Raw genomic sequence first — 25,970 nt, forward strand, 5'->3', positions numbered from 1 at the left:
GCTATTGCGCCTGGGAAGGGATCAACACAGTGATATCGACGCGACGGTTACGCGCGCGATTCGCCGCTGAATCGTTGGGGACCAGCGGCTCGGTTTCGCCCCGGCCTTCGCTGCGGTAACGCTCGGCCGGCCCGGCGCGCTGGGCGAGCAAACGGGCCACGGTCTTGGCGCGGGCCTGGGACAAGTCGAAGTTGGAGCCCAGCCGCGACGTCGCCGATGGCCGTACGTTGTCGGTATGCCCGACTACCACCACAGCCCCCGGCACGGTGGCCAGGGCATCGCCGATGCGCGCCAGCAAGCCGTCGAAGTTGCTCGACACCTCGGCGCTGCCCGAAGCAAACACGCCGTCGCCACGCAAGGTGATCACTGAGCGGTCGGCACTGTCCTTGACCGCCACCAGGCCCTGGGCCACTTCGGGTGCGAGAAAACCGGCCAGGCGCACCGGGGCCGGTGTCGCCGGCACCGCCACCTTGAGCGGCGAGGCCACACGAATCGATCCCAGTTGCGCAAACACCGGGTCGGAGGCACGGTTGAGCAACCAGCTATACGTAAGCTGCACACTCAGCAACAGCACCGCCGCCACCGACGCCATGACCCACACCGGCACCCGACGCAGCATCGACGCTTGCGGTGCTTGTGCGCCGCGCCAGCGTGGCGACAGTTCCTGCTCCTGATTGCCGCGCTGCTGGTTGATCAACTGCAGCAGGCGCTCGCGCAGCAGACCCAATTGATCCAGGCCTCGATCCAGCACCCGATAACGCCCTTCCAGGCCCAACGCCAGGCACAGATACATCAACTCCAGCACGTCGATGTGGGTGCGCAGGTCCTGGCTCAGGCGCTGCAGGATCATGAAGAACTTCTCGCCGCCCCACGCCTCGTTATGAAAAGTCACCAGCAGGCTGCGGCTGCCCCACACACCCGCGCCCCAGGGGGTGCTGGCGATGGTTTCGTCCACCAGCGTGCACAGCGCGTAGCGCGCGGCGGCCACGGTTTCCACATCGACCTGGCTGGCGCGCGCCTGGGCTTCAAAGGCCTGCACCGCCTGGATCAAGCGCTGGCGCAAGCTCTCCATGTCCGGCATTGCCGTCATCGTGCGCAGCGGCACCACCAGGTCGAGCAACGGGTTGGCTGCGCGCACCAGCGGGTTGAGCCCCTGGCCATGAACCACCAGCGCGGCACGCGGCACATCGGCCGTCGGCAGCACCGGCGGCGTGGCCCGACGCCCGCCTGGCGTGGGAATCAGCAAGGTGCGGTCCGGGTCTTGGCCGCCTTCAAAAGTGTCGTTCACGTCAGTCACCTTGCCTTAGTTGCGGATGGCCCAGAACTGCAGGTCCAGCCCCGGAAAAACCCCGGCGATGTGCATGGCAAAGCCGGCCGACTGGCTCAGCAATTGCCAATATTCACTGCTGCGATCAAGTTCGAAATAGGTAAAGCCGGCATGAAACGGCAACTGCCGTGGCGCCACCGGCAAGGGGCGCAAACCAATACCGGGCAATTGCAGGTTGACCAGGTCGCGGATCTTCTCTACCGAGCCGATCTTGACCTGCGGCGGAAAGCCGTTGCGCACGCTTTCGGCGGACATCTGCGCCTGCACCGCCAGAATAAACGTGGCCGAGCGCAGCAACTCCTGGTCCGGCAGCACGGCCACACGAATGCCGTATTGGCGCTCCTCCAACGGGATCGCGATGGCGCGTACATCCATCACCGCCGACAATGCGCGGCGCAGGTCGAGCATCACCGGGGCGAAGGTTTCCGCCAGCGCGCCGTGGCGGTACACCGGGTACGCGGCCGCGCGTTTATCGTCACGGGTAAAGGTCGCCAACTCACCGGCCAGGGCCGCGAGATCGCGGTACAGCTGCTCAGGGTGCAAACCGGTCATGGCCGACAAATGCCGCACCAGCGGCAGGCTGCGGTTGAGCACCTGCAACAGCAGGAAATCGGCGATTTCCGCCGCGCCGCTGCCATCCGGCCGGGTCAGGCGCGAGGCCAGCGCCTCAACTCGTTGCTGCAGCAGACCGAGCAGCTCATCGACAAACGCACGCAAGCGCTCGGCGGCGCGAATGTCCAGGCACGGTGGACAGTATTCGCGGTCGAGCACCACGCTTTTATCCGCGCGTTTTTCCACCACATGGGCAATGCCGAGCACCGTGTGGGCATCGGCCACATCGCCTTCAAACGCCAGGCGCAAGCGCAGTTTGCCGATGCTCATCAGCGCGCTGCTGTCCAGGCCATTGCTGTCCCAGGCTTCGTATTCACTGCTGCGGTGGCGCGCGAAATTTTCAAAGCTTGGGTTGTCGTCAACCTCTGCCACACCGGGGCGCAGGCTCGGCAAAGCCAGCACAACCTTGAGGTCACGGGCGTCGTCGGGGATCTCCAGCGGCAGCGGCATGGCATCGTCAAACGGCAGGCCCACCGGCGTGCCGTCAGGCAATATGCCGCTGTAGGCGAGCAGCGACAGCTTGCCCATGGCCAACTGTTGCGGGTCGATTTGCACGTTGGAAAAGCCCCAGCCGTAAGCACGCAAGCTGGCCACGCGGGCTTCCAACTGGGTCTGCAGGAAACGGTCGTGTTGCTGCAGGTGCTGAGGCTGCAGCAACATGCCTTCGGACCAGACTACTTTGTTATTCCAGGACATAAATTCTTCTCTCAACTTAACCAGGGGTCTTGCGGCGAGCGGGCTTGCCCCGCGTTGGGCTGCGCAGCAGCCCCCTACTGCCTCATCCGCGCCACCTGTTCCTCATAAGCCTTGGAAAACAGCTCCCCAAACAGCCGCTGCAAATCCTCGTCAGCATCCCGCGCCAGGTCTTCGTAGCGCTCCACCAGGCGATCCCACAAACGCGCCTTGCGCCGCGCCGGCATCCATTTGTCGAGCGCGCCGTGGGTGGTGCGGCGCTGCTCGACCCGCGCCGGGTCAAAGCGCTGCACCACGGCGCCAAGGGCTGCACGCATGCCGGCGATCACCGCCAGCTCATGGGCCTTGAGGTCGTCGAAAGACGCATTGAGTGCCTTGACCGGGCGCATATAGGCCGGCGAATCACCGTTAAGCATCTGGGTCAGGGCGCTGTCGGCGTCGGGAAAGAACTTCAGCGGGTTGTTGGAATAGGCGCCGATCATGGTCATGTCGATATGACTTTCACGCTTGGTCAGCGCGCGGGCCATGAGCACATCCATGGTGCCGCCGGTGGCGGCGCGCAGCATTTCGCCGACCAGTTGGGCAAGTTCGGTGGGCGCACGGGCGGTGTGCAGGTCGGGCAAACCCAGGCCCGTCAGCAGCGCCTGCAGCACCGCGCTGTCACGGGTGGGCGCGGTCACTGTGGGAGCGGGCTTGCTCGCGAAGGTCTCAGGGGCGCTGAGTTTTTCCTGGATCACCTCGTTATCGTTCACCTCTATCGCGGGCAAGCCCGCTCCCACATTTGGATCGCGAGCGACCGTGGGTTCGGTGGACAGGCCAAAGAGCGGGTCGTAATCATCCGGGATCACTGGCGGCTCGGTCTGCCACAGCGGCTTGTTGAACGCCTGCATCTGCGGCGCCACATGGTCGCTTTCGGTGCCGCGAAAAACCGGGGTCAGCGAGGGATTCAAACCCAGCGGGTCCGACAGCGGCATCGCCCCATCGAATAACGAATGGCCTTCCAGAATCCGCGCGCCTGCCAGGTCGTCGTGCAGCACCACCGGCACCACCACCTGCGGGTCGCGCAACAGCGGTGGCGGCACCTCCAACGGTGGCAACGGCGCAGCGACCGGGGCCGGTGGCGGCACAAACAGCGGCGGCAGGATGCGCGTCGCCAAAGCATCGTCTTCGAGCACCGGCGCTGCGGGTTGCTCCAGGCGCACTTCCAGGCCGTAATCGCCAATCACCAGACGATCACCCGCCTCCAGCAACCGCTCCCGGCCATTGCCCAGCGGCCGCTCATTGACCAGGCTGGGGTTGCTGCCGGTGTCGGTCAGGTAAAACTGCTCACCACGCTGCTCGACGCGCGCGTGTACGCGCGAGATGTATTTGCCCGGATCGTCCAGGGTCAGGTCATTGTCCGGCCCACGCCCGATAGAACCACCGACCTCGGTAAAGCGGCAGATCACCTCGCCGGGCATCGGTTGGTCACGGTAGCTTTTAACCAGCAGGATCAGGTTCATAACGGGCTCCACAAAGGGTTATTTGCCATCGTCGGCCTCCTTGGGCGGCAGCGGCACGCCGGCAGGTCCGGTGGCCGCGGTCAGGGCCAGGGCGGTCGCCGCCGACGCGGCTTCGGGCAGCGGCAAGGGGATGATCGAGGCGAGGATCATCGCCGGGGTCAGGGTGAGGAAGGTCGAGCCGACTTTCAGCGTGATGGTGGCGCCGGCTTCGATCACCACGTTGGCACCGCCCTTGATGTACATGTCCAGGCCCGCAGTGACGCCGGTCTTCAGGCCGCCGTTGATGATCATGTTGGCGCCGGCGGCCATCGACACATCGCCGCTGGCCTTCTCATTGCGATGGCCACCGACCGCCGAGTGCCGGTCGCCGCCGACTTTCTCGCGCAGGTCCTGATCGACCCTGGAATGGCGGTCACCACCGACCCAGTCCAGAGAATCCTTGAGCACGCGCTGGTCGAGGTTTTTCTGCGCGTGCAGGAACACCTGCTCCGCGCCCTTTTTGTCTTCAAAGCGCAGCTCGTTGTAGCCACCGCCGCCCTTGGACGAGTTGCTCTTGAGGGTGGAGCGCGTGGCGTTTTCCGGCAGTGCATACGGCGGCATGGTGTCGGCGTTGTAGACACTGCCGGTCACCAGTGGCTGGTCGGGATCACCCTCAAGAAAACTCACCACCACTTCCTGGCCGATGCGCGGCGTATACAGGCTGCCCCAGCGCTTGCCGGCCCAACCCTGGGCCACGCGAATCCAGCACGAGCTGTTTTCATCGCGCTTGCCCTCGCGGTCCCAGTGGAACTGCACCTTGATGCGCCCGTATTTATCGGTCCAGATTTCCTCGCCCTGCTTGCCCACCACCAGGGCAGTCTGCGGGCCGCGCATCAGCGGCTTGCGCGTTACACAGGGCGCACGGAACTGCTGCTGGCGCGACAGCGCGACGAACTCGCAGCTCAACACCGGCGCAGGGTCGGCCGGCGGCGTCGGTTCATAGGTGTCGGAGGACAACGTGTAACGCGCCTCCAGCAGCAGGAACTGTGCGTTCTGCTCGCTGCGCGGGTGCTCGGTCAAGGTCATCAGCGCGCCGGGAAACAGCCCGCGCGCACGGGTGGCGCCTGTGACGCGCTGGGTGCCGGTGTGCAGCGACTCAATCAGGGTGCGCGCGTAGGTTTCGCCGTTTTTGCGCTCGGTGTATTTGCCCGGGTAGTCGTATCGCTCATGGCGCGCCTGCGGGTAACTGCCGGCCAGGGTCGATTTGGCCAACAGGTTGGCGCTGGGCTTTTCGAAGTCGAAATCCTGCAAGGTATAGCCGCCCGGCTCCACATCACCGCCCATGCGCCAGTCGTAGATCACTTCGCTTTCGCGCATGGCGTGGTCTTCGGCGGGCATGAACCGCACCTGGGCATAACCTGGCGCCGGCGAGTGCGCGCCGTAGGAGTCGGCCAGCACCAGCGTGTGGCGCCCGGCAGCACTCTTGAAGTAGTAGTAGATGCCCTCCTGCTCCATCAGGCGGCTGACAAAGTTGAAATCGCTCTCGCGGTATTGCAGGCAGTAAGTCAGCGCCTTGTAGCTGCCACTCAGGCCCGAGGTGTCGACATCGGCGATGCTGTAGGGCGCGAACACCTGCTTGAGGATGTCCGGCACGCTCAATTCCTGGAAGATCCGGCAGTCGCTGGCCAGCGTCAGGAACCACAGCCATGGCCGCAGCACCGCCTTGTAGGTGGAGTAGCGGCCCTGGCGCGTGCTGAACGAAAAGTGGCTGACATGCCCACTGAAGTAACGGCTGCCGCCCTTGGGCAAGTCCACCGCCACGCTCATCTGGGTGGCCAGCAGGTCGTCGATATTCAGGTCGGCGCGCTCGCTGTACAGCTCCAGGTGGTACTCACTGAGCCGGGACAACCCCTCCGTCGCCTGCATGCGCCGAAACAGCAGCACATCGGCGCCGAGGGTGCTGGTAACCTGGATCTCGCGATGAATCTGAGTCGTGGCCATAAGGGTTACCTCGCAGCCTCGCTGAACGCGTAGGCAAACTCGCCGCCTTCGACACTCACCCGCACATAGGTGGCCGGAGTGCCCTGCAACAAGCGGTTGAGGAATTCGGTACTGATTGCCGGCAGCATCGCGTTGGTGAGGATGGCGTCGATCATCCGCCCACCGCTTTCCAGCTCGGTGCAGCGGCTGGCAATCAGCTGCACGACCTCCTCGCTCCAGGTGAACGGGATGTTGTGGTTATCGGCAATGCGCTTCTGGATGCGCCCCAGTTGCAGGCCGATGATGCTACCGAGCATGGCGTCGCTCAGCGGGTAATACGGGATCACCACCAGGCGCCCGAGCAAGGCCGGCGGGAACACTTCCAGCAGCGGTTCACGCAAGGCCTTGGCGATGACATCCGGCGAGGGCATGGTCTGAGGGTGACGGCACAGGCGGCTGATCAACGGCGTGCCGGCGTTGGTGGTCAGCAGGATCAAGGTGTTCTTGAAATCGATGATCCGGCCTTCGCCGTCTTCCATCCAACCCTTGTCGAACACCTGGAAAAACAGCTCATGCACATCCGGGTGAGCCTTCTCCACTTCGTCCAGCAGCACCACGCTGTAGGGCTTGCGCCGCACCGCCTCGGTCAAGACGCCGCCCTCGCCGTACCCCACGTAACCCGGCGGCGCACCCTTGAGCGTGGAAACGGTATGCGCCTCCTGGTATTCGCTCATGTTGATGGTGATCACGTTCTGCTCGCCGCCATACAGCAACTCGGCCAAAGCCAGGGCGGTCTCCGTCTTGCCCACCCCGGACGTGCCCGCAAGCATGAACACGCCGACCGGTTTGCCCGGGTTGTCCAGGCCCGCGCGGGAGGTCTGGATGCGCCGCGCGATCATTTCCAGTGCATGGTCCTGGCCGATGATGCGCTGGCCCAGGCGCTCGGCCAGACGCAGTACGTTGTCGATTTCATTCTTGACCATGCGCCCCACCGGAATGCCGGTCCAGTCCTGCACCACCGAGGCCACCGCCTGCTCATCGACGCTGATCAGCACCAGCGGGTGTTCGCCCTGCTGCGCCGCCAGCTCGTCCTGCAACTGATGCAGTTCCGCCAGGCCCGCCTCGCGCTCGGTTGCGTCCGCAAGCTGGCTGCGCAGCCGTTGAATCTGCTCGACCAGCGCCAGCTCGTTGTCCCAGCGCCCTTCCACCTCGTCCAGGCACTCACGTTCGCTGGCGAGTTGGGCCTCGACCGAGGCGCGGCGGCTGGTTGTGTCCACGCCAATTGCGGTTTCACGCTCGATGATCTCCAGCTCGGTTTCCAGCGCCTCGATGCGCCGACGGCGGTCATCCACCTGCGCAGGGGTGGCGTGCAGGCTGATGGCGACGCGCGCGCAGGCGGTGTCAATCAGGCTGACGGCTTTGTCCGGCAACTGGCGCGCCGGGATGTAACGGTTGGACAGGCGCACCGCCGCCGCCAATGCCGAATCGAGGATGTGCACCTGATGGTGGGTCTGCATGGTCTGCGCGATGCCGCGCAGCATCAGCAACGCGCGGGCCTCGTCCGGTTCATCGACCTGCACGGTCTGGAAACGCCGGGTCAGCGCCGGGTCTTTTTCGATGTGTTTTTTGTACTCGGCAAAGGTCGTCGCGCCGATGGTGCGCAGCGTGCCCCGCGCCAGCGCCGGCTTGAGCAGGTTGGCCGCATCGCCGGTGCCGGCAGCGCCGCCCGCGCCGACCAGGGTGTGGGTTTCGTCGATAAACAGCACCACCGGTTTGACGCTGGCCTGCACTTCATCGATCACCGAACGCAGGCGCTGTTCGAACTCGCCTTTCATGCTGGCCCCGGCTTGCAACAGGCCCACATCCAGGGCGAGCAGTTGCACGTCTTTGAGGCTCGGCGGCACATCGCCCCGAGCAATGCGCTGGGCAAACCCTTCAACCACGGCGGTTTTGCCGACGCCCGCCTCGCCCACCAGGATCGGGTTGTTCTGGCGCCGCCGCATCAATATGTCGATCACCTGGCGGATCTCTTCGTCGCGCCCGACGATGGGGTCCATCGTGTTGCCGCGCGCTTGTTCCGTGAGGTCGACGGTGAAGCGCTTCAAGGCCTCCTGCTTGGCAGGCGCGACTGCGCCGATGTCTTCGCCGGGCAACTGATAGCCATCGCTGGCGGTCATCTGCGCCTCGGGCGAGGCGTTGAGCAACGCGGCGAACTGCTCGCTCAAGTCATCGATGCCGACCTTGTTGAACTCGCGGGACACGCCGTACAAGCCGTTGCGCAGGCTCGGGGTTTTCAGCAGCGCCAGCAGCAAATGGCCGGAACGCACCTGGGATTCACCGAGCATCAAGGTGGCATAGACCCACGCGCGTTCGACGGCTTCTTCGACCTGCGACGACAAGTCGGTGACCGACGTTGACCCCCGAGGCAAGCGGTCAAGCGCCGCAGTCAGGTCACGGGCCAATACGGCAGGGTCGATGCCGTAGTGACGAACCAGGCGCAGCAGGTCCGAGTCGCTCAATTGCAGGATCTGCTGCAACCAGTGCACCAGCTCCACGTAGGGGTTGCCGCGCAGCTTGCAGAACACGGTACTGCTTTCGATCGCCCGGTAGCACAGGCTGTTGAGTTTGCCGAAAAGCGCGACGCGACTGATGTCAGCCATGGGCAGGTCCTTGAGAAGAGATGCGAGGGTTGATCAGCAACTGCCGATCATCGTGTTCGGGGGTTTGGCTGCTCAGCCAACTGGTCCAGCCCAAAGGCGCGGAACCGAGGCGCAGGCCGGGTAGTTGGTCTTTCTTGACGATCAGGTTGACGTCCCAATCCATGGCCAGGCCGACGTATTGGCGCACCCAGTCCTGCACGCGTTGCAGGCTGTCGCCGCCGGGTAACAGGCGGCGGGTCTGGGCCAGGTCCAGAGGGCCGATCAGCAGGCGGAATTTGTGCTGGGTGTTCCAGACCTTTTTTCCCATCACGGTGGTCTGGCCGAGTACGGCAGCGTCGGGGCCGCTGCGCAGGGCACACAGGCCGTCGGCGGGCAGCGTCATCCAGTGGCCGACAAACTGCTCGACCTGCACCGGCACGCCGAGGTAGTCGCTGAGCAATGCCGCCAAGCCTTCCGCATTGCGCGTCTGCGGGCCCAGGCGCCCGGCAAAATGCAGCTTGGCCACGTCCGGCACGGCATTGCGGTTGAGCAGCGACGGCTGGCCGATGCCGATCAACGAACCGAGGTACTGGGCAAAGCGATCCGCCCCCGGCCGGTCCAGGCTGACCGCCGGCTGCGCGCTGGCCCAGGCGCGGTAAAACAGGCTGATCATGCGGTGATGGAACACATCGCAGAACGCGGCCAGCGTTGGGTCATTGAGGTTGCGCTGGCGGTCGCGAATGTACTCGGTCAGATGAATCGGCAGCGGGCCATTGGCGCCCATCAGGCCGAAAAAATTCAGCAGCAGTTTCGGCGCAACGCCAGGCTGGAGTGCCGCGATCATCGCAGGCTCGAACGCCAGCGACGGTTGCTGGCCGAACCGCACCGCCTCATCCGCCGGGCGCGCGGCCTGGCCGATCCGCGGCAATTGCGGGTGGGCGCACTCCAGTTGGCGCAGCGCAGCATAGAAATCAAAGCGCCCCGGATGCGCTTCAAGGGCACTGAGCAGGGTCAGAGGATCTCGCATCTGCCCACCCGCGCCGGCCACTGCATGATCACGCCACGCGCGGTGCTTTTGATGACGGTTTCGGTGAACGAATTGAGCGACACGTACTTGGCAAAAAACTGCTCCAGCACCGAACCCAATACAAACACGCCGGCGCCTTCAAAGGCCGACTCGTCCAGGGTCACGCACACCTGCAACCCCCGGCCATACGTGATCGGCCCCGGCAATGGCAGGCGCCGCACGATGCTGTCGGCGGTGACTGAGCGCAGGCCTTCGATCTGTTTGTGCGCGGCCTCATCGTCAACGCGGCAATACAGGCGCAGCAGGTCGCGCAAAGCGGTGGCGCCCTGCTCCTTGTCCTGATCGAGCAGCGACAAATAGTTGAGGGACAAGTGGCTGACCAGCCGCCACGCCGTCTCGCCTTCGGCAAACGATGGCGCCGGGACCGTCGGCCCTGCCACGCAGCGCACCGATTGCACCGGCGCGCCGGATTCGACAGTGAAGTCGGTGCGGCCGCTGCCCACCGGCATGCTCAGCACCAGGTCGCGGTTGCTGCACAGGGTGTCGATGCCCAGTTGGCGCAGATCACTGCGGTGCGGCGCCTCTTGGGCGTCGACCAGCGACAGGAACAGTTCGCTGCCGATGTAACTGGAGCGTGGCCCTTGCCGGCGCTGTTGCTCGGACAATACGCGCGCGTCTCGGCGCAGCTGATAAAACGCGTTCGGTGGCGTGCGGGCGTGCAAGTCGTTGGCGCGATAAAACGACTCGAAGGTCTGGCTGGCCTCGGCGCCGCTGCCATAGCCGGTGACGCTTTCGATCTGGTAAATCTCGTAATCCATCGGCCGCGTGCGGTCGGGAATCACGTGATATTCCGATTGCTGGTCCGACAGGTGCACACGCTCGGTGCGCATCGGGAACAGGTTGATGGCCGGCGTGCAATACAGGCCGAAGTTGGCGGCGCTGAGGCTTTGTTCCAGCACCGGGTCGAGCTTCTTGAACAGCACGATCACGTCCAGTTGCTCGGCGGTGCAGCGACTCACACTGTTCGCCAGCCCCGCCACTTCGGCAAACATGAACCTCTGCGGCATGGCGAAGTATTCCTGCAGCAGTCGATAGCCCTGGAATGAACGCGGGCCGCTGGGCAGCAAGGCTTCGCCGTCGCTATAACCGACACTTCGAATCGCGCTTTTGGGCAGGAACTGGTGCCACTCCACGTGCTCCTGCACTGGCATCACCAACACACCGGCGGCCTGCGCCAGCAGTTGTTCGAGGATGCGCGAGGGCATGGCTTCGCCGCCGCGAATGTGCAATGGCAGGCTGTCCAGGGCCAGGTCGCTGAAGGTCAGGCCGGCGCCGACGCGCAAGCGCAGACGCAGCGCCGCCTTGACGCCGCCCAGGCGTGACAGGTCGATGCCGGCTACGTGTGCGCCGCAGGCAAAGTAGCGTGCCTGGACCAACTCCACCGGCCACAGGGTTACGTCATGGGCCGTGCGAAACTCGCAAGCGGTCTGGTCGCCCTTGCCCAACTGGCTGTGCAACGCGGTATCGCGCGGCACCTTGAAACCTGCAGCCAGGCTGCCTTCGCTCATGTCCGGTTGCATCTGCACCACGGCCATCGACGGGGTGGGCGCCAGGTATTGCGGGTAAACCAGTTCCAGCAGGTGATTGGTGAAGCGTGGAAACTCGGCGTCGATCTTCAGCTGCACCCGCGCCGCAAGAAAACTGAAACCCTCCAGCAGCCGCTCCACATACGGGTCGGCACAGGCGTAGGTCTCCAGCCCCAGGCGACCGGCCACCTTGGGGTAGTCACGGGCGAATTCGCCGCCGACTTCGCGCAGGTGAGCCAGTTCACGTTCGTAATAGCGCAGCAGTTTGGCGTTCACCGCACGTCCCTTGTCTCGATATCAAAGACCCTCGCCTCACCTGCTTCCAGGTCAAGTTCGGTTTTCAGGTACAGGCGCTCGGGCAACGGTTGGCCCCAGAGTTCGCCATGAATTTCAAAGGCCATCTGGTTGGGACTGGCCGTCACGCCCGAGGGCGCCACCGGCACCACGCGCACGCTGTCGCGTAAAATCCGCGGTTCGAAATCCCAGATCGCCTGGCGGATGCGCCGCCCCAGCGCTTCTCGGTCCAAACCGGCGGCGGTCTTGCCGGCAAGATCCGGCAGACCAAAATTGATCACTGACTGCACTGCCAGCGGGTGCGCGCTCAGGTCACGAAAACTACCCAGACTGGTGCTGTTGAGCAGCCACCCCAAGTCCCGCAACACCGCCTTGCGCAAGCCGCGCATGGACAGCACGCGCTTGTCACGCGGCTCCACGGCGTGCTCGGTGTCGTCATCGCTCAGGCGATCGAGCAAGGACGGCTGCAAGCGTTCGCGACTGGTGAGTTCAGCCATGGTTCTCAATCTCCATTACCGCTGTGGTATGCAGGCTTGTCGTGGCGAGCGGGCGTGCCCCGCGTTGGGGCGCGAAGCGGCCCTGAAACCTGCCGCCGCGGGCATCCGGTAGAAACGCGGTGTGTGTGATGGGGCTGCTTCGCGGCCCAACGCGGGGCACGCCCGCTCGCCACAGCAAGCCCGCGCACCACAGAAAACCCTGCACCCAACAATCCGGCTCGCCACAGAGGCCCGGCGTCAGATTTTCTGGTTCTTCTCCAGGTCCCACTTCTTCGGCGTGCCGGTGATCACGGTGTCGCCGGTGAAGGAGTCGTACTCGTAGCTGATGGTGGTGAAGTTGATCGAGAAGGTTTCGCTGGGGCGCTCGCCGTTGCTGCTGGCGGAGTAGGAGCTGATGATGGCTTCGCCGAGGATCAGCTTGAGGAACACTTGCTGTTTCTTGTCCGGGCCGCCGGTCTGGATGAAGTGGATTTCGGCATCCCCCAGGCTTTTACCGCACACCGCCTGCATGAACAGGTCGGCCGACGCGAGGTCGGTGGCCTTGGTCATGGAGATTTCCGAGAACGACGGGTTGCTGGTGTCACGGTCGGTGCCGCCGCCGCTGATGGAAATCGCGCGGCCCACGCCCATCTGGATCGCGTCGATGGTGATCCAGTCCTTGTGCGCGTCGACGGTGGAAGTGCCCTTGATTTGGGTGCCTTTGAAGTTAAGCAGGATCATGGTGGTTACCTTTCAGGTTGATCAGTTGGATTTGGTGGACGGCAGCTTGGAGACCAGGCGCAGGGACACGGTCAAGCCTTCGAGTTGGTAGTGCGGGCGCAGGAAAAACTTGGCGCCGTAGTAGCCGGGGTTGCCCTCGATTTCTTCCACCACTACTTCGGCGCCGGCCAGCGGTTTACGGGCTTTGTCGGCGTCGGTGGCGGTGGCCGGGTTGTGTTCGACGTAACGGCCGATCCAGTTGTTGAGCCACACCTGCATGTCGTCGCGCTCTTTGAACGAGCCGATCTTGTCGCGCACGATGCACTTCAAGTAGTGAGCGAAACGGCACGTGGCGAACAGGTACGGCAGGCGCGCGGCCAGGTTGGCGTTGGCGGTGGCGTCGGGGTCGTCGTACTCGGCAGGCTTGTGCATCGACTGCGCGCCGATGAACGCGGCGAGGTCGCTGTTTTTCTTGTGCACCAGCGGCATGAAGCCGTTTTTTGCCAGTTCCGCTTCGCGGCGGTCGCTGATGGCGATTTCAGTTGGGCAGGTCATGTCCACGCCGCCGTCGTCGGTTGGAAAGGTATGCACCGGCAGCCCCTCCACCACACCACCGGACTCGATGCCGCGAATCTGCGAGCACCAGCCGTAGTGTTTGAACGAGCGGTTGATGTTCACCGCCATTGCGTAAGCGGCGTTGGCCCAGGTGAAATCCTTGGCGCCGGCCGCGTCGGTGGTTTCTTCGAAATCGAACGCTTCGACCGGGTTGGTTTTGGCACCGTAGGGCGCGCGGGACAGAAAGCGCGGCATGGCCAGGCCGACGTAACGCGAGTCTTCACTGGCGCGAAAGCTGCGCCAGGCGGCGTGTTCCGGGGTCTGGAAGATCTTGGTCAGGTCACGCGGGTTGGCCAGTTCCTGCCACGACTCCATCAGCATCACGCTGGGGTCGGCAGCCGTGATCAGCGGGCAGTGAGCGGCGGCGCTGACGCGGGCCATCTGGGTCAGCAGTTCCACGTCCGGCGCACTGTTGTTGAAGTAGTAATCCGCGACAAAGGCGCCATACGGCTCGCCGCCGAACTGACCATATTCTTCTTCGTACAACTTCTTGAAGATCGGGCTCTGGTCCCAGGCCACACCCTTGAACTTGCGCAGGGTCTTGTGCACTTCGTTCTTGGAGATGTTCATCACCCGGATCTTCAGGGTTTCGTCAGTCTCGGTGTTGTTGACCAGGTAGTGCAGGCCACGCCAGGCGCTTTCCACGCCCTGGAATTCCTCGTGGTGCAGGATGTGATTGACCTGTTCGGTGAGCTTCTGGTCGAGGGCGGCGATCAAGCCCTCGATGGTGCCCAGCACGTCGTGGGGCATCAGTTGCGTGCCTTGCAGCGCTTGCTCGGCCAGGGTGCGCACGGCGGTTTCCACCGCTTCCTTGGCCTTGTCGGTCTTGGGCTTGAACTCTTTTTGCAGCAGGCTTGCGAAGTCGCCAGCGTCGAATTCCGTGGCCGGGGCAAGCTGCCCTGGCTGTTCCGATTGCGGGGTGGACATGACGGTATCCTCAAATTTTGGGCAAAGCGTCCCCGTACCGGGGCAAACGAGGCGCCGGCGCAGGCAACGGTTATTCAGTTATTCGGGCTGCTTGGGCGCACTGCTCAAGGCTTGCATCACACTCGGATCGCTGAGCAGCTTGGCGAGCAATTCCTCTGCGCCGACTTTGCCGTCCATGTAGGTCAGCAGGTTCGACAGCTGGCTGCGCGCGGTGAGCAACTGGTTCAGGCTCGGCACCTTGCTGGCGATGGCAGCCGGGGTGAAGTCGTCCATCGATTCAAACGTGATTTCCACCGGCAGGTTGCCTTCACCGGTCAGGGTGTTGGGCACCTGGAACGCCACACGCGGCTTCATGGACTTGAGACGATCGTCAAAATTGTCGATGTCGACTTCCAGGAACTTGCGCTCGGCCACCGGCGGCAACGGCTCGGCCGGCTTGCCGGAGAGGTCCGAAAACACCCCCATGACAAAGGGCAACTGCACGGTTTTTTCCGCACCGTAGATCTCCACGTCGTATTCGATCTGAACGCGCGGCGCACGGTTGCGGGCGATGAACTTCTGACTGCTTTCTTTGGCCACAGGAAAAGCTCCGGTGAGTGGGGTTGATACAAAAAGGCTCAGGTGTCGCTGTTGCGAATACCGCTGACCAGCGCCAGTTGCGCGAGACCATCGGGTGCGAGGTCTTGCAGCAATTCCATGAAATTCTTGTCGATCAGTTTCTTCGCCCGCTGCAGTAAAAACGGCACCGGGCTGGCGGGCTCGAAAGTCTGGAAATACGTGCACAGACGGTCAATGGTCTGGCGTGCGTCTTCGCGGCTGTTGATTTCTGCGCGCACTGCCTGCGGGGCGACGGCCACGGCGGCCACGGCGGCGGCTGTAACGCCAGCCGGCATCGCCTCGGCTGGCGCGGCACCTGGCAAGTGGCGGCGGATCACGTCACCGGCGCGGCGCAGGAGTGTGGCCAGGCCGCTGAGGTCGATGGCACGGCCGACGCCGACCTTCTCCGTCAACAACTGTTCGATCTGCACGCTGAGCGCCAACGCCTGTGCCAGCGCGGTGTCGGTGGCGTTGAGTTCGACGGGGTCGGCTTCGGCAAACGCGCCTTCGATCATCGCCAGGCTGACGCTCTCGCCCTCCTCGCCGCTCGCCAGTTCAACCTGACGCAAGCTGACCGCGCCCACGCCACGGGCGCTGACCAGCGGCGCATCGAGCACGTCGCGCAACACGCCGGCAGGCTCGCACAGGAACGCCAGAATATTGATGCGCAGCAACGGGTCGTTGTCGTCATCGGGGTCGAGCTGCGGGTGCAAGCCCTGCCAGCAGTTTTCCAGCAAGGCATGGATCAGCCCAAGACCGGCAGCCAGGCCGGGAATGCCGTGCAGGTTGAGTTGAGCGCGGGTCAGCCAGATCGCCAGGCGCAGGTCGCGGCTGCGCTCCATCAATGGCAGCGCCAACAGCATCACCCGTTTCCAGCTTGGCTCGATGGCCTGGGTGATGGTGTCGCCATACTGCACCTCGGGTTTGCCGAGGGCTTCTTCTTCAAGCTCAAGGAACTGGGGGTCGTATTCGAAGTTCTGGCCACAGCCGTCGGCTTCGCCCAAAGGCTGGGCCAGTGCGGTGAAATCCAGTGGTTGAGCGTCGGTGGACAAGCCCATCGTACTTCCCTCGTTCAAGTTGTTCTGGGGATAGAACAAGTGAGGGAAATGATTTATTCCGCAGCGTGGGAAAAATTCTTAGTGGGCGCTCTGTTCGTTGATGCGCCGGCGATGAGATTCCGCGTACGCCGCCTGGCGTGCCAACAGCAACGGGTCGTCCGACGGCCCGATACCCGTTGGCAATTGGAGGGGGTTGAAGTCCACATCGCGGCAGGCGCCCTCCACCTGGGACTGCTGGCTGTCGATGACCAGCACGCCGGCATCGATCTGGCGGCGCCCTTCGGGCCAGCGCACGGTGGCGTCGGTGGTCACATCGCCGGGTTCGGCCAGGGTAATCATCAGGTGCCAGCGTACGGGGCCTTGCTCCAGTTGCGTGGCGAAGCCGAAGGCGAGGAAATCCGGGTCGCCGGACTCAGCGGCTGTCATTGGTTTGTAAGGCGTCTCTGGCACCATGCTCCAGCGCACGAAGTGCACCTGGCCCTGGGCGCTCGTCATGCGGAAGGCATTGACGCTGTAATAGGCGGTGTTGTCGAACCCGGATGAGCCAGGATGGGCCGCAAGCCACGTCTCGAACGGACGCATTTCTGGGTGAGCGCGTTTGAAGGCCTGCATCTTTTTCGGATCGGGCCCGGTGCCGCCGTATTCAGGGATCGAGGCGCGCAACTGCTCGTACAGACCCTCGGGCGTATTCACGGGGAACACCGGCACGGAATTCATCGCCATGTACCAGGTCTCACCGTCGTCCCCGGCCAGGCGCAGCGCCATGCTGCGGATCATGCCGTGCGCATCGGCTTGCGCCGGGTCGCCGCCGGCTGCCGACAACCGGCCGATCAGCGGCACCTTGCCAGGTTGTAACAAGGATGCGCGTGAGATCTCTAGAGCATTACCGGTGCTTTCAAAATGGCCGCTGATGCATTGGCCCTTGGCATGGTTACGACGAAAGCCCTGATGGGCACCACCGGCAACAGCTTCCATCTCATCGACGATTTTCGCGGCCGTGGGTGACGGGGAATGGAAAGAAGGCACAGCCAGGCGCCGAGGCCTGCAAATACTACGGCAGCGAGGGCAAGAGGCAGGCGATGGCTATTTTTCAGCAGAGATGGTTTTTTCATCAAGCTATCTGGGATCACGACATTGAGGACCAATGCCCGACCCCAGCATGGTCATTTCTGGACAGAGGCGATCCACATCGGTGCAGGCACGTCAGCAAACAGCGGGGCGGCACTTCGGTCGGCGACAAGTCGGGCAATGGCGTTAAGGTCTACACCCTGTTCGGGCTCGCCAATCAGCGCGTAGCCCATTTCAGACTGGCGCCAGGTTACTACGTTCATCTGCGCAACGCTTTGCTGAGCGATGGACTGGTCCGGCTTGGGCTCTTTCATCACACACAACGCAACCGGCGCGCCATTGGCCGGCAGGTACACGAGCTGAATCAACGCCTTGTTGTTGAAGCGCAGGCGCTGCACACGCTTGAAGGTCAGGCCCGCGGAACTCAGGTCTGGAACGCGCAGGGCCAGGCCGTCGATATCGCGGATATCGGCCAGGGTCTTGGTCACCACATCCGTCGGCTGGGCGCCGTAGGCAACGGTTTCGCGGGTATAGAGATGCTGGTAGGCCGCAGCTTGTTGCACCCACGGCGACGTCTGGGCAACCGTCGGTGCAGCCGCGTCGATGCCAGGCTTGAGCGCGCCGTTGAACGCACCAACCTGAAGCACCAGCGCATAGCACGCTGCACCAGCAACGAACGTCAACGCCGGCCAGGCAAATTTAGGTTGGAGGAACGCGAACAGACGAGAAAAACCGCGGTCTGTCTTCTCGGCAGCGGAATGCGCAGCGGTGGTTATGGCCTCCCCGGCCGCCGAATGCTGAGCTGCCAGCGCGGCAATACTGAGCTTGAGGCTCTCCGGAACAGGCGGCACATTCTGGTGGGCAAACGCTTCCTCGTAAGGCAGGCAGGAAGCCATCAACCGAGAGACTCGCTGAGCCAGGTCCGGCGAAGCTTCTATGAGCCGCTCAAGCTCCTGGTTCTGTTGCGACGAAAGCTCGCCGTCAACATAAGCCATTAGCAAGGCATCATCCGCTACCATGGGGTTATCTCTCCGTTGTCCTGATCAATTTCTGCTGTGTGATTCTCGACCTTGTGGGTCGAAGCGGCGAGTCAGCGGGTAGCAACAAGCCATCATATTGACATCAACTTTGCCGTTGCAACAGGTCAAAAAAACTTTAGAGCAATCGGCAAATACTCTGTGACACGTACAAATACTTTAAGAGAACACCCTGGAATTGAAAATATTCCCAGGGCCGAATAAATCTTATATGTTTCACCATGTGTCGGGGTAGTTTTCCTGACACGATTGTCAGAATTATTGGCCTAGTACCTGCATAGGCTGTCAATAACCTTTCAATGCCTGTCGAATTGACACATTTTGTTTACGGCTTGATACAATTCACCGTCACCCCAAGGACCCTCAGCACCGCAAAAAGGACGCCGCGACACAGGCATCCGCTACGGTATCGACCTCGTAGCCTGACCTCAGCATTTTAGGCATCAAGAAATAAAAAGAGGAAATATGTCGATCACCGGTGCTGACTTACCCGCACTGCTTCCAGAACTGCTGCCGCGCCTTTGGGCGTTCGCGCTGCGCATTTCCGGTGACAAGCACGATGCCGAAGACCTGGTTCAGCTCGCCTGTGTCCGCGCGCTGGAACGCTCTCATCAGTTGCAGCCCGATACGTCGGTGCTGAGCTGGATGTTTTCGATTGTCCATTCCACCTGGATCAACGAGCTGCGCTCGCGCAAGGTGCGCAGCCGTTCGCGCATGGACTGGAACGATGAATTCCTGGAAACCGTCAGCGACCCGGAGGCGCCCAATCCGGAATCCGACCTGATGCACCGGCAGATTATCGAAGCGGTCCACAAGCTTCCCGAAGGCCAGCGCGAAGTCATGCTGCTGGTGGGTGTGGAGCGCTTCAGCTACAAGGAAGCCGCCGAGATGCTCGACCTGCCGATCGGCACCATCATGAGCCGGTTGTCGCGTGCGCGTCAGGCGATCGGCGCGCTTTTTGATTCGCCAAAAAGCAAACCTTTGCGCGCTCGGCCAGAAAACTCGTCGGCGTCCTGAAACCGCTCTAAACCGGCATCCTGACGGGACTACCCGACGGACTACGCCGCCCCACCGCCCTCACCGCGAAACGCACTGGGGCTTACCCCCGTCCAGCGTTTGAAGGCTCGCCGAAAACTGCGCACATCGCTGTAGCCGACCGCCTCGGTGATACGTTCGATAGACAGCCCCGGATTCCCCAGCAACCCCATCGTACGCGCGCGTCGCACTTGCTCAAGCAAGGCCTCGAAGGTCAGCCCGTGTTCGGTCAGGCGCCTGCGCAGGGTGCGGCCACTCATGTTCAGGTCACTGGCGACCTTCTCCAATTGGCTGGCGTGCAAGTCCCGCGAAATTGCGCGCTCCACGGCCTGGATCAGGTCCATCTTCTGGTGCAGTTGGGCGCTTTCCAACTCGAGTAACGCCAGGGCCTGGCGCAACGCCAACGGATGGTGATTGGGCAAGCGCACGTCCAGCCAATGAGGCGCCAACACCATTCGGTTGTGCAGGCAGCCAAAACGCACATCGGCCCCGAACAGGCGTTGATATTGAGCAGCATAAGGGGGCGCAGCGTGCACGAACTCCACCCGTTGCGGCATGAAATCAGCGCCGACCAAGGCGCGGCCGTAGACCATCAGGCTGGCAAAGAACTCCTCGGCAGCAAACACCTGCACTGGCGCAAACGGCAGCAGGCATTCGACCTCGACGCACACTTCATCAGCGCTTTCATGGGTACGGGTGGTGGCGATGCCACCGGAGGTGTGCTGATGCCGCTCGCCAATGGCAAAGGCATCGCGCAGGGTCTCGCACAGGGAAATCACATGGCCGAGCAAGCCGAGGGTGCCCAGCACATTCTGATGGCCCACCCACAAACCCAAGCCCTGATCGGGTAACACCTTGAGTGCGCGCTGGATCATCGCCGCGGCCTGACGGTAGGAGATGCGTTGGGCGGGGTCATCCAGGTCGGCCAGGGCAAACCCCAGTCCACGGCAGAGGTCTTCGGCATTCGCGCCCCTCTGCGTCACCACCTGCCCGAGGGTTTGCAACAGGAACGGCGACACCAGCGCCAGTTCGAACTGCGGGTCAACGGCTTTCCTTTGCATGGCTCACGGGTTCCTGACTGAGTACTTCAGTTCTTGTTTTAGAAACATCCTGTTAATCATAGGCGCTTGCAAGTGCCGCCGCATCCTGAGTGAAACCTGTCCGGCAAAGTCCCCCTATCTGGCCGCCAAAACCCTGCCCTGCCGGGCGTTGAGGGCTTATTTCTAATGGCCAGCCGTGCCCTAACAATAATAATGAGGCCAGACATGAACCCCACCCGTGCGCTTCACCCGCTGCAAGTCGCGCTGTTGAGCCTGCTCAGCCTGCCGGCGCTGGCCACCGAAGGCGGCGTCGATAATATCGGTCCGGGCACCGATGGTTTTTACATCCTGCCGCTGGACGTGAACAACCTGCCGGACCACATGTTCGCGTTCAACCTGTATTACAACCACTACGAGGCCCGCACACTGGACATCAGTTCGCTGGGTGGCAAAGTGTCCGAGGTGCGCATCAAGGCGGACGCCATTATTCCGCGCCTGGATTACCTGAGCCCGGTGCGCGTGTTCGGCGGGCGCCTGGGCGGCTACATTGCCCAGCCGTACCTCAAGCAACAGGTGTCACTGTTCGGTATGTCGGACACGCGCGAAAGCATGGGCGACACCACCCTGGCGCCGATCATCCTGTGGGACATGGGCAAGCACCTGACCCTGGCTGCCGCACTGGAAATCACCCTGCCCACCGGCGAATACGACGCCGCGCGCCTGGCCAATACCAGCAACAACTTCTACACCTACAAGCCGCTGGTATCGGCGACCTGGCTGCCCAACCCGCGCACGGAGCTGTCGATCAAGACGACCTACAGTTTCAACGAAGAGAACCACGACACGGATTACCGCTCCGGGCAGATTTTTCACTTCGATTATTCGGCCAGCTACAAGGTCACCGACAACCTGAGCCTTGGGGTCAACGGCTATTACCTCAAGCAGACCACCGACGATAAGCAGTACGGGCGCACCGTGGTGAATATCTACGGCGAAGATGTGAATGACGGCGTACGTGGGCAGGTGTTTGCCATAGGTCCGGCGGTGTATTTCACCTTCCTCCAATACGCCAGCGCAGAGGTGCGCTGGGCCAAGGAGTTTGATGTGAAAAACCGACCGGAAGGCGACATGCTGTGGGCCAAGCTGACGATTCCGTTTGCCTTGTGAGGCATTCGGGTCGTTGGGTAAATCCGCTTTTTGAGCAGGGGGCACCTAAGATCACTCACCCAGCCGCGGCGGCCTGAGCCTCCAATCGTGGCCCGAGACGCCCCGTGCCACCAGCCATGGAGCGTGCCCTAACGAGGCTGTAACAGCAGCGCCACCAACGCACTCCAGCCGGTTTGATGCGAGGCGCCCAGACCGCGCCCGGTCTCCCCGTGAAAATACTCATGGAACAGCACCAGGTCGCGACTGGCCGGGTCCGCTTCCAGCTGCGCATACCCCGCCATCGACGGACGCAGCCCGTCCTCATCCCTCAGGAACAATCGCGTCAGACGCTGACTGAGGCTGTCTGCAACTTCTTCAAGGGACGCCAGATATCCACTCCCCGTCGGGTACTCCACCGAGAAGTTATCCGCGTAGTAGCGATGAAACTCGCGCAACGATTCGATCAGCATGTAGTTCACCGGCATCCACAAGGGCCCGCGCCAGTTCGAATTGCCGCCGTACAACCGTGAGTCCGACTCGCCCGGCTGGTAACGCGCGCACAAGGTGTCGCCATTCATCTTCAGCGCCAGTGGCTCTTGGGCAAATGCCTTGGACAAGGACCGCACACCAAAGCCTGACAGAAACTCCTGGTCATCCAGCATGCGGCGCAACAAATCCTTGGTCCGTTCGCCACGCAACAGCGCCAGCAACAGGCGATTGCCCTGCCCCGGCTCGTTCCAGCGCGATACCAACTTGGCCAAGTCCGGCCGGTGATGCATGAACCCCAGCAGCCGCTCACGCAAGCCTTCCAGCCCTTCATGTTCGCGCTGCTCCAGCACCAGCACGGCAAACAATGGCATCAGGCCGACGATGGAACGCAAGCGCACCGGCTCGTTCTGGCCGTCGGGGCGGTGCAGCACATCGTAGAAGAACAGGTCCTGCTCATCCCACAGCCCTTCGGCGCTGTCGTCGACGCGGTTGATGGCGCCGGCGATGTACAGGAAGTGCTCGAAAAACTTCACCGCAATATCGACGTACACGACATTGCGCTTTGCCAGCTCCAGCCCGATCCGCATCAGGTCCAGCGCGTAGGCCGCGACCCACGCCGTGCCGTCGGCCTGATCCAGCTGGTAACCCGGCGGCAAGGTCGCCGAGCGGTCGAACAAGGCAATATTGTCCAGGCCCAGGAACCCGCCCTGGAACAGGTTGCGGCCCTCGGCGTCCTTGCGATTGACCCACCAGGAAAAATTCAGCAGCAGCTTGTGGAAAATCCGCTCCAGAAAATCCATGTCGCCGACACCCGTCAACGCCTTGTCCTGCTGATACACCCGCCAACTGGCCCAGGCATGCACCGGCGGGTTGGCATCGTCAAAACGCCATTCATACGCCGGCAGTTGGCCGTTGGGGTGCATGAAACGGTCCTTCACCAACAGCAACAATTGCTGCTTGGCATAACCGGGATCAATCAGCGCAATCGCCACCGCCTGAAAGCCCTGGTCCCAGGAGGCGTACCACGGGTATTCCCAGGTGTCGGGCATGGAGAGGATGTCGAAGTTGGACAGGTGCCGCCAATGGGTATTACGGATGTGCAGGCGCTCGGGCGGTGGCGCCGGCTGGGCAGGGTCGCCGTCGAGCCACTGGTTCACGTCGAAATAGTAGAGCTGTTTGGACCACAGTAAACCCGCCAGGGCCTGGCGCTGCACATTGCGCGCATCCTCCTCGCTGATGCCGTGTTGCAAGGCCGCGTAGAACTGATCGGCCTCCTCGCGGCGCTGTTCGAACAGCTTGCGCGCGTTGATCTGCGGCGCATCGGTGGGCGCAAACCGCAGGTACAGGCTTTTACTTTCAAGGCCCGCCAGTTCGAGGATGAAACGCGCGGCGACCTTGGTGCCCGCATCGCGGCGAATCGCCGACTGCACGCCATCGACCACGTAATCGTTGATGCCATCCTTGAACGGCCCGGGTGCCGGTTGCCCGTCCAGGCGCTGATAGTTGCTCTCGTTTTCACAGAACAACCATTCCACCCCGTCCTGGCCCCAGGCGCTGAGGTGGCGATCGGAAAGTTCATGATGACGGGCCAGCACCTGTTCGCCGTCCAGGCGCAACTGCGGCTTGGGCGCATCCAGGGTCCAGCTCCAGTCATTGCGCGCCCACACCTGGGGCAACACCTGCAGGCGCGTCGGCTGGTCGGAGCGGTTATGCACGGTGACGCGCATGAAAATATCGTCGGGCTGATGCTTGGCGTATTCGACGCTGACATCGCAGTAGCGGTTGTCTTCGAACACGCCCGTGTCGAGGATTTCGTACTCGGCATCCGCAAGCCCACGGCGCGCGTTTTCGGTGGTCAGGTCGGCGTAGGGAAAGGCCGCATGCGGGTATTTGTAGAGCATGCGCATGTAGGCATGACTGGGTACGCCGTCGACGAAAAAGTACAGCTCCTTGACGTCTTCACCGTGGTTGCCCTCGGCGTTATTCAAGCCGAACAACCGCTCCTTGAGGATCGTGTCGCGCTCGTTCCACAGCGCCAGGCCCAGGCACCAGCGTTGCGCCTTGTCGCTGAAACCGGCCAGGCCATCTTCGCCCCAGCGATAGGCGCGGCTGCGCGCGTGGTCATGCGGGAAGTAGGCCCAGGCATCGCCGTCTGCGCTGTAGTCTTCGCGCACCGTGCCCCATTGGCGTTCACTCAAGTACGGGCCCCACTCGCGCCAACGCTCGGCCTCTGGCGTCGCCAGGCGTTGACCTTCAATCGTTTCAAGGATGTTGGTTACGGGTGTGGCCGTCATTGGGTCCTCCATCACTGACACAGTGACGGGCAGTGTAGAACCCATCCCCGCTCGGATGCACATGAAGTCTCATCCACCCCGGCAAAAAAAGAGGCCGCTGATCAGGCGGCCTCGGTTTTTTCAACGCGGTAAACGTGCGAGCGTGCTTAGAAGATCGCGTAGGTGTAGTTGAAGATCAGGCGGGTTTGATCCTGATCCGCGGTGCCGGTGTTGTGACCGTGATAAGTACCGGTCCGGAAGGTAGTGCCGAAGCCTTTGAGCGGGCCTGCCTGCACGACGTAATCCAGGCGGAAGTCGGTTTCATTTTCTTTCTGGTCAGGGCCGCCGGCGACTTTGGACTTGATGTCCGTACCGTCCAGGTAAGCCACCGAAGCTTTCAGGCCGGGTACGTAGGCCTTGAAGTCATACGAATACTGACCAAAGTTGACTTGCTCACCCGCACGGGAGAACTGGCCAACCACGGCGTCGGTGAACAGGTAGAAGTCGCTGCCGCCCGCGCCTTGTTGCTGTGGGTCGGCGAGGCTGCCCTGGTTGACCCAGACGAAGCCGCCGTCGTCGCTCACGCCGATGTGGCCGAGCATCAGGCTGCTGCCGCCCAGTTGGTAGGTGAACGCGGCGCTGTAGGTTTTGTTGTCCACCTCGCCAGCATGCTTGGCGTAGCCACCGTTGTTGTTGAACGCGTAGCCGCTTTCGCCATTCTTGCCGTCGCTGGTGCTGTCGAAGTAGCGCAGGTCAGTCTTGAACGATTGGTCATTGCCCAACGGCAACACGTGGACCAGGCCGAAATAGTTCTGTTTGTAGAAGTCTTGCAGGTTGGCGTAGTAGTACTGCAGCGTCAGGTTTTTCGCGATGGCGTTGTCGGACGAGCCGAACGGTTTGTAGTCCACACCACCGAACTTGAAGCTGTCGCTGTCGCGCGTACCGCCAGCCACACTCAGGCCCGTGGAGTTACTGGACGCACGGCCTTCGGCCTTGTTCAGCTCACCGCCGGTGAAGGTCACGTTCGGAATGTCGCTGGAGGTGAGGATGCCGCCGTCAAAGGTCTGTGGCGCAACACGGCTGTCGTTGGAGACCAGAATAGGCAGCACCGGGGCCAAACCACCGCCGACGTGCAACTCGGTCTGGGAAATACGGAATTTCACGTTGCCGGCGGCGCGACCGAAACTGTCGGCCGGTTCGGTGCCGTTGTTCTTGGTCGGGAAGAAGCTGTTGCCGTTCCCCGCCAGCCCTGGGCCTGCGGCGTGGCCGTCGCCACCATCAAGACGCAAGGCGCCGAACGCCATGACGTCGAAACCGACACCAAGGGTGCCTTGGGTGTAGCCGGATTTGTAGTCAAAGCGCAGCAATGTCGCAGCTTCGCGCAGATCGTTGCTGGTCCCCGAGCGGTTGTCTGCGCTGTAGTACATGGTCCGCGAACTGATGGCGGCGTGGCTGTCTTCAAGAAAGCCACTGTGACCTGTGCCCGTGCCCAGAGAACCGAGCCCGAAGTCATCAGCGCAGGCGTGTTGCGCGAGCAATGCAGCGGTGATGGATAACGCCAGTGTAGAAATTTTCATGTGTGACGGCCCCTAAACATTTTTTTATGTGCGTTGTGTGCAAAACGGCGTTTTCATCCCTACAAACGTGACGATTGTTTCATGAGGACCGGGGCGCACCTCGTGAAGAATTTGTTAGAAAAGTGCCGGTGAAAATGAAATTTCGCCGCCAGCGTTTTTTGTCATATTCACGTCATCTCATTCATTTGCAGAATGAAGTCCAGAGGATTCTTCGTTTGCAACACTGGCTCAAGCTCAACAAAATCCAGCGATAGGCCAAGTTCACGCCCCTAG

At 62.5% G+C, this 25,970-nt stretch carries 19 protein-coding genes; 2 read left to right on the top strand and 17 right to left on the bottom strand.

Going from position 1 to position 25,970, the window contains the following annotated elements:
• Position 1: 1 nt before the first annotated feature.
• The 14 genes from icmH to AACV02_RS29260 form a co-directional block, all read right to left on the bottom strand.
• On the bottom strand, positions 2 to 1,288 hold the full coding sequence (gene icmH, locus AACV02_RS29195) for a type IVB secretion system protein IcmH/DotU (protein ID WP_119736290.1): 1,287 nt from the start codon (positions 1,286 to 1,288) through the stop codon (positions 2 to 4).
• Between the two features lie 15 nt (positions 1,289 to 1,303).
• Complete coding sequence (tssK, locus tag AACV02_RS29200; RefSeq protein WP_119736292.1) at positions 1,304 to 2,635, bottom strand: type VI secretion system baseplate subunit TssK; 1,332 nt, start codon at positions 2,633 to 2,635, stop codon at positions 1,304 to 1,306.
• Between the two features lie 74 nt (positions 2,636 to 2,709).
• A complete protein-coding gene (gene tagH, locus AACV02_RS29205) occupies positions 2,710 to 4,134 on the bottom strand; it encodes a type VI secretion system-associated FHA domain protein TagH (RefSeq protein WP_119736294.1) in 1,425 nt (474 codons plus the stop codon).
• An 18-nt stretch (positions 4,135 to 4,152) separates the two neighbouring features.
• A complete protein-coding gene (locus tag AACV02_RS29210; protein ID WP_119736296.1) occupies positions 4,153 to 6,114 on the bottom strand; it encodes a type VI secretion system Vgr family protein in 1,962 nt (653 codons plus the stop codon).
• Between the two features lie 5 nt (positions 6,115 to 6,119).
• Positions 6,120 to 8,753, bottom strand: a complete 2,634-nt coding sequence (tssH, locus tag AACV02_RS29215; protein WP_119736299.1) for a type VI secretion system ATPase TssH — start codon at positions 8,751 to 8,753, stop codon at positions 6,120 to 6,122.
• Positions 8,746 to 9,759, bottom strand: a complete 1,014-nt coding sequence (tssG, locus tag AACV02_RS29220; RefSeq protein ID WP_256680265.1) for a type VI secretion system baseplate subunit TssG — start codon at positions 9,757 to 9,759, stop codon at positions 8,746 to 8,748. The genes tssH and tssG overlap by 8 nt, the downstream gene beginning before the upstream one ends.
• Positions 9,744 to 11,621, bottom strand: coding sequence for a type VI secretion system baseplate subunit TssF (gene tssF / locus AACV02_RS29225; protein ID WP_119736303.1), 1,878 nt, complete (start codon positions 11,619 to 11,621; stop codon positions 9,744 to 9,746). Before tssF ends, tssG begins: the two co-directional genes overlap by 16 nt.
• The gene (tssE, locus tag AACV02_RS29230; RefSeq protein WP_119736306.1) at positions 11,618 to 12,136 is read right to left on the bottom strand and encodes a type VI secretion system baseplate subunit TssE; all 519 of its coding nucleotides are present in this window, start codon (positions 12,134 to 12,136) and stop codon (positions 11,618 to 11,620) included. The genes tssF and tssE overlap by 4 nt, the downstream gene beginning before the upstream one ends.
• A gap of 237 nt (positions 12,137 to 12,373) precedes the next feature.
• Positions 12,374 to 12,856 (bottom strand): Hcp family type VI secretion system effector, encoded by a 483-nt coding sequence (locus AACV02_RS29235; protein WP_078743332.1) that lies wholly within the window; start codon positions 12,854 to 12,856, stop codon positions 12,374 to 12,376.
• Between the two features lie 21 nt (positions 12,857 to 12,877).
• Positions 12,878 to 14,377 carry a type VI secretion system contractile sheath large subunit gene (gene tssC, locus AACV02_RS29240; RefSeq protein ID WP_106579887.1) on the bottom strand — a complete coding sequence of 500 codons (1,500 nt, stop codon included), beginning with the start codon at positions 14,375 to 14,377 and terminating at the stop codon, positions 12,878 to 12,880.
• A 78-nt stretch (positions 14,378 to 14,455) separates the two neighbouring features.
• Positions 14,456 to 14,956, bottom strand: a complete 501-nt coding sequence (tssB, locus tag AACV02_RS29245; protein WP_106579888.1) for a type VI secretion system contractile sheath small subunit — start codon at positions 14,954 to 14,956, stop codon at positions 14,456 to 14,458.
• A gap of 38 nt (positions 14,957 to 14,994) precedes the next feature.
• Entirely contained in the window at positions 14,995 to 16,032 is a 1,038-nt protein-coding gene (gene tssA / locus AACV02_RS29250; RefSeq protein ID WP_119736308.1) for a type VI secretion system protein TssA, read from the bottom strand.
• A gap of 78 nt (positions 16,033 to 16,110) precedes the next feature.
• The gene (locus AACV02_RS29255; protein WP_256680266.1) at positions 16,111 to 17,058 is read right to left on the bottom strand and encodes a catalase family peroxidase; all 948 of its coding nucleotides are present in this window, start codon (positions 17,056 to 17,058) and stop codon (positions 16,111 to 16,113) included.
• A 137-nt stretch (positions 17,059 to 17,195) separates the two neighbouring features.
• A complete protein-coding gene (locus AACV02_RS29260; protein ID WP_256680267.1) occupies positions 17,196 to 18,095 on the bottom strand; it encodes an anti-sigma factor family protein in 900 nt (299 codons plus the stop codon).
• Positions 18,096 to 18,602: 507 nt separating this feature from the next.
• Between AACV02_RS29260 and AACV02_RS29265 the strand changes: the two genes are divergently transcribed.
• Positions 18,603 to 19,154 (top strand): RNA polymerase sigma factor, encoded by a 552-nt coding sequence (locus tag AACV02_RS29265; protein ID WP_106579891.1) that lies wholly within the window; start codon positions 18,603 to 18,605, stop codon positions 19,152 to 19,154.
• Positions 19,155 to 19,195: 41 nt separating this feature from the next.
• Here AACV02_RS29265 and AACV02_RS29270 read toward each other — a convergent pair whose 3' ends face one another.
• Complete coding sequence (locus AACV02_RS29270; RefSeq protein WP_119736312.1) at positions 19,196 to 20,233, bottom strand: AraC family transcriptional regulator; 1,038 nt, start codon at positions 20,231 to 20,233, stop codon at positions 19,196 to 19,198.
• A 204-nt stretch (positions 20,234 to 20,437) separates the two neighbouring features.
• Here AACV02_RS29270 and AACV02_RS29275 point away from each other — a divergent pair, with 204 nt between their 5' ends.
• On the top strand, positions 20,438 to 21,379 hold the full coding sequence (locus AACV02_RS29275; protein ID WP_119736314.1) for a SphA family protein: 942 nt from the start codon (positions 20,438 to 20,440) through the stop codon (positions 21,377 to 21,379).
• Positions 21,380 to 21,507: 128 nt separating this feature from the next.
• Here AACV02_RS29275 and AACV02_RS29280 read toward each other — a convergent pair whose 3' ends face one another.
• Both AACV02_RS29280 and AACV02_RS29285 read right to left on the bottom strand, forming a co-directional pair.
• Positions 21,508 to 24,141, bottom strand: coding sequence for an MGH1-like glycoside hydrolase domain-containing protein (locus AACV02_RS29280; RefSeq protein ID WP_119736316.1), 2,634 nt, complete (start codon positions 24,139 to 24,141; stop codon positions 21,508 to 21,510).
• A gap of 146 nt (positions 24,142 to 24,287) precedes the next feature.
• The gene (locus tag AACV02_RS29285) at positions 24,288 to 25,697 is read right to left on the bottom strand and encodes an OprD family outer membrane porin (RefSeq protein ID WP_106579895.1); all 1,410 of its coding nucleotides are present in this window, start codon (positions 25,695 to 25,697) and stop codon (positions 24,288 to 24,290) included.
• Positions 25,698 to 25,970 lie beyond the last annotated feature (273 nt).

Source organism: Pseudomonas sp. Larv2_ips, assembly GCF_963879675.1.
GTDB lineage: Bacteria > Pseudomonadota > Gammaproteobacteria > Pseudomonadales > Pseudomonadaceae > Aquipseudomonas.

Coding starts and splice junctions, on each gene's coding strand:
- tssK (WP_119736292.1), bottom strand. CDS start 2,635: ATGTCCTGGAATAACAAAGTAGTCTGGTCCGAAGGCATGTTGCTGCAG.
- tagH (WP_119736294.1), bottom strand. CDS start 4,134: ATGAACCTGATCCTGCTGGTTAAAAGCTACCGTGACCAACCGATGCCC.
- AACV02_RS29210 (WP_119736296.1), bottom strand. CDS start 6,114: ATGGCCACGACTCAGATTCATCGCGAGATCCAGGTTACCAGCACCCTC.
- tssH (WP_119736299.1), bottom strand. CDS start 8,753: ATGGCTGACATCAGTCGCGTCGCGCTTTTCGGCAAACTCAACAGCCTG.
- tssG (WP_256680265.1), bottom strand. CDS start 9,759: ATGCGAGATCCTCTGACCCTGCTCAGTGCCCTTGAAGCGCATCCGGGG.
- tssE (WP_119736306.1), bottom strand. CDS start 12,136: ATGGCTGAACTCACCAGTCGCGAACGCTTGCAGCCGTCCTTGCTCGAT.
- AACV02_RS29235 (WP_078743332.1), bottom strand. CDS start 12,856: ATGATCCTGCTTAACTTCAAAGGCACCCAAATCAAGGGCACTTCCACC.
- tssC (WP_106579887.1), bottom strand. CDS start 14,377: ATGTCCACCCCGCAATCGGAACAGCCAGGGCAGCTTGCCCCGGCCACG.
- tssA (WP_119736308.1), bottom strand. CDS start 16,032: ATGGGCTTGTCCACCGACGCTCAACCACTGGATTTCACCGCACTGGCC.
- AACV02_RS29260 (WP_256680267.1), bottom strand. CDS start 18,095: ATGGCTTATGTTGACGGCGAGCTTTCGTCGCAACAGAACCAGGAGCTT.
- AACV02_RS29265 (WP_106579891.1), top strand. CDS start 18,603: ATGTCGATCACCGGTGCTGACTTACCCGCACTGCTTCCAGAACTGCTG.
- AACV02_RS29270 (WP_119736312.1), bottom strand. CDS start 20,233: ATGCAAAGGAAAGCCGTTGACCCGCAGTTCGAACTGGCGCTGGTGTCG.
- AACV02_RS29275 (WP_119736314.1), top strand. CDS start 20,438: ATGAACCCCACCCGTGCGCTTCACCCGCTGCAAGTCGCGCTGTTGAGC.
- AACV02_RS29280 (WP_119736316.1), bottom strand. CDS start 24,141: ATGACGGCCACACCCGTAACCAACATCCTTGAAACGATTGAAGGTCAA.
- AACV02_RS29285 (WP_106579895.1), bottom strand. CDS start 25,697: ATGAAAATTTCTACACTGGCGTTATCCATCACCGCTGCATTGCTCGCG.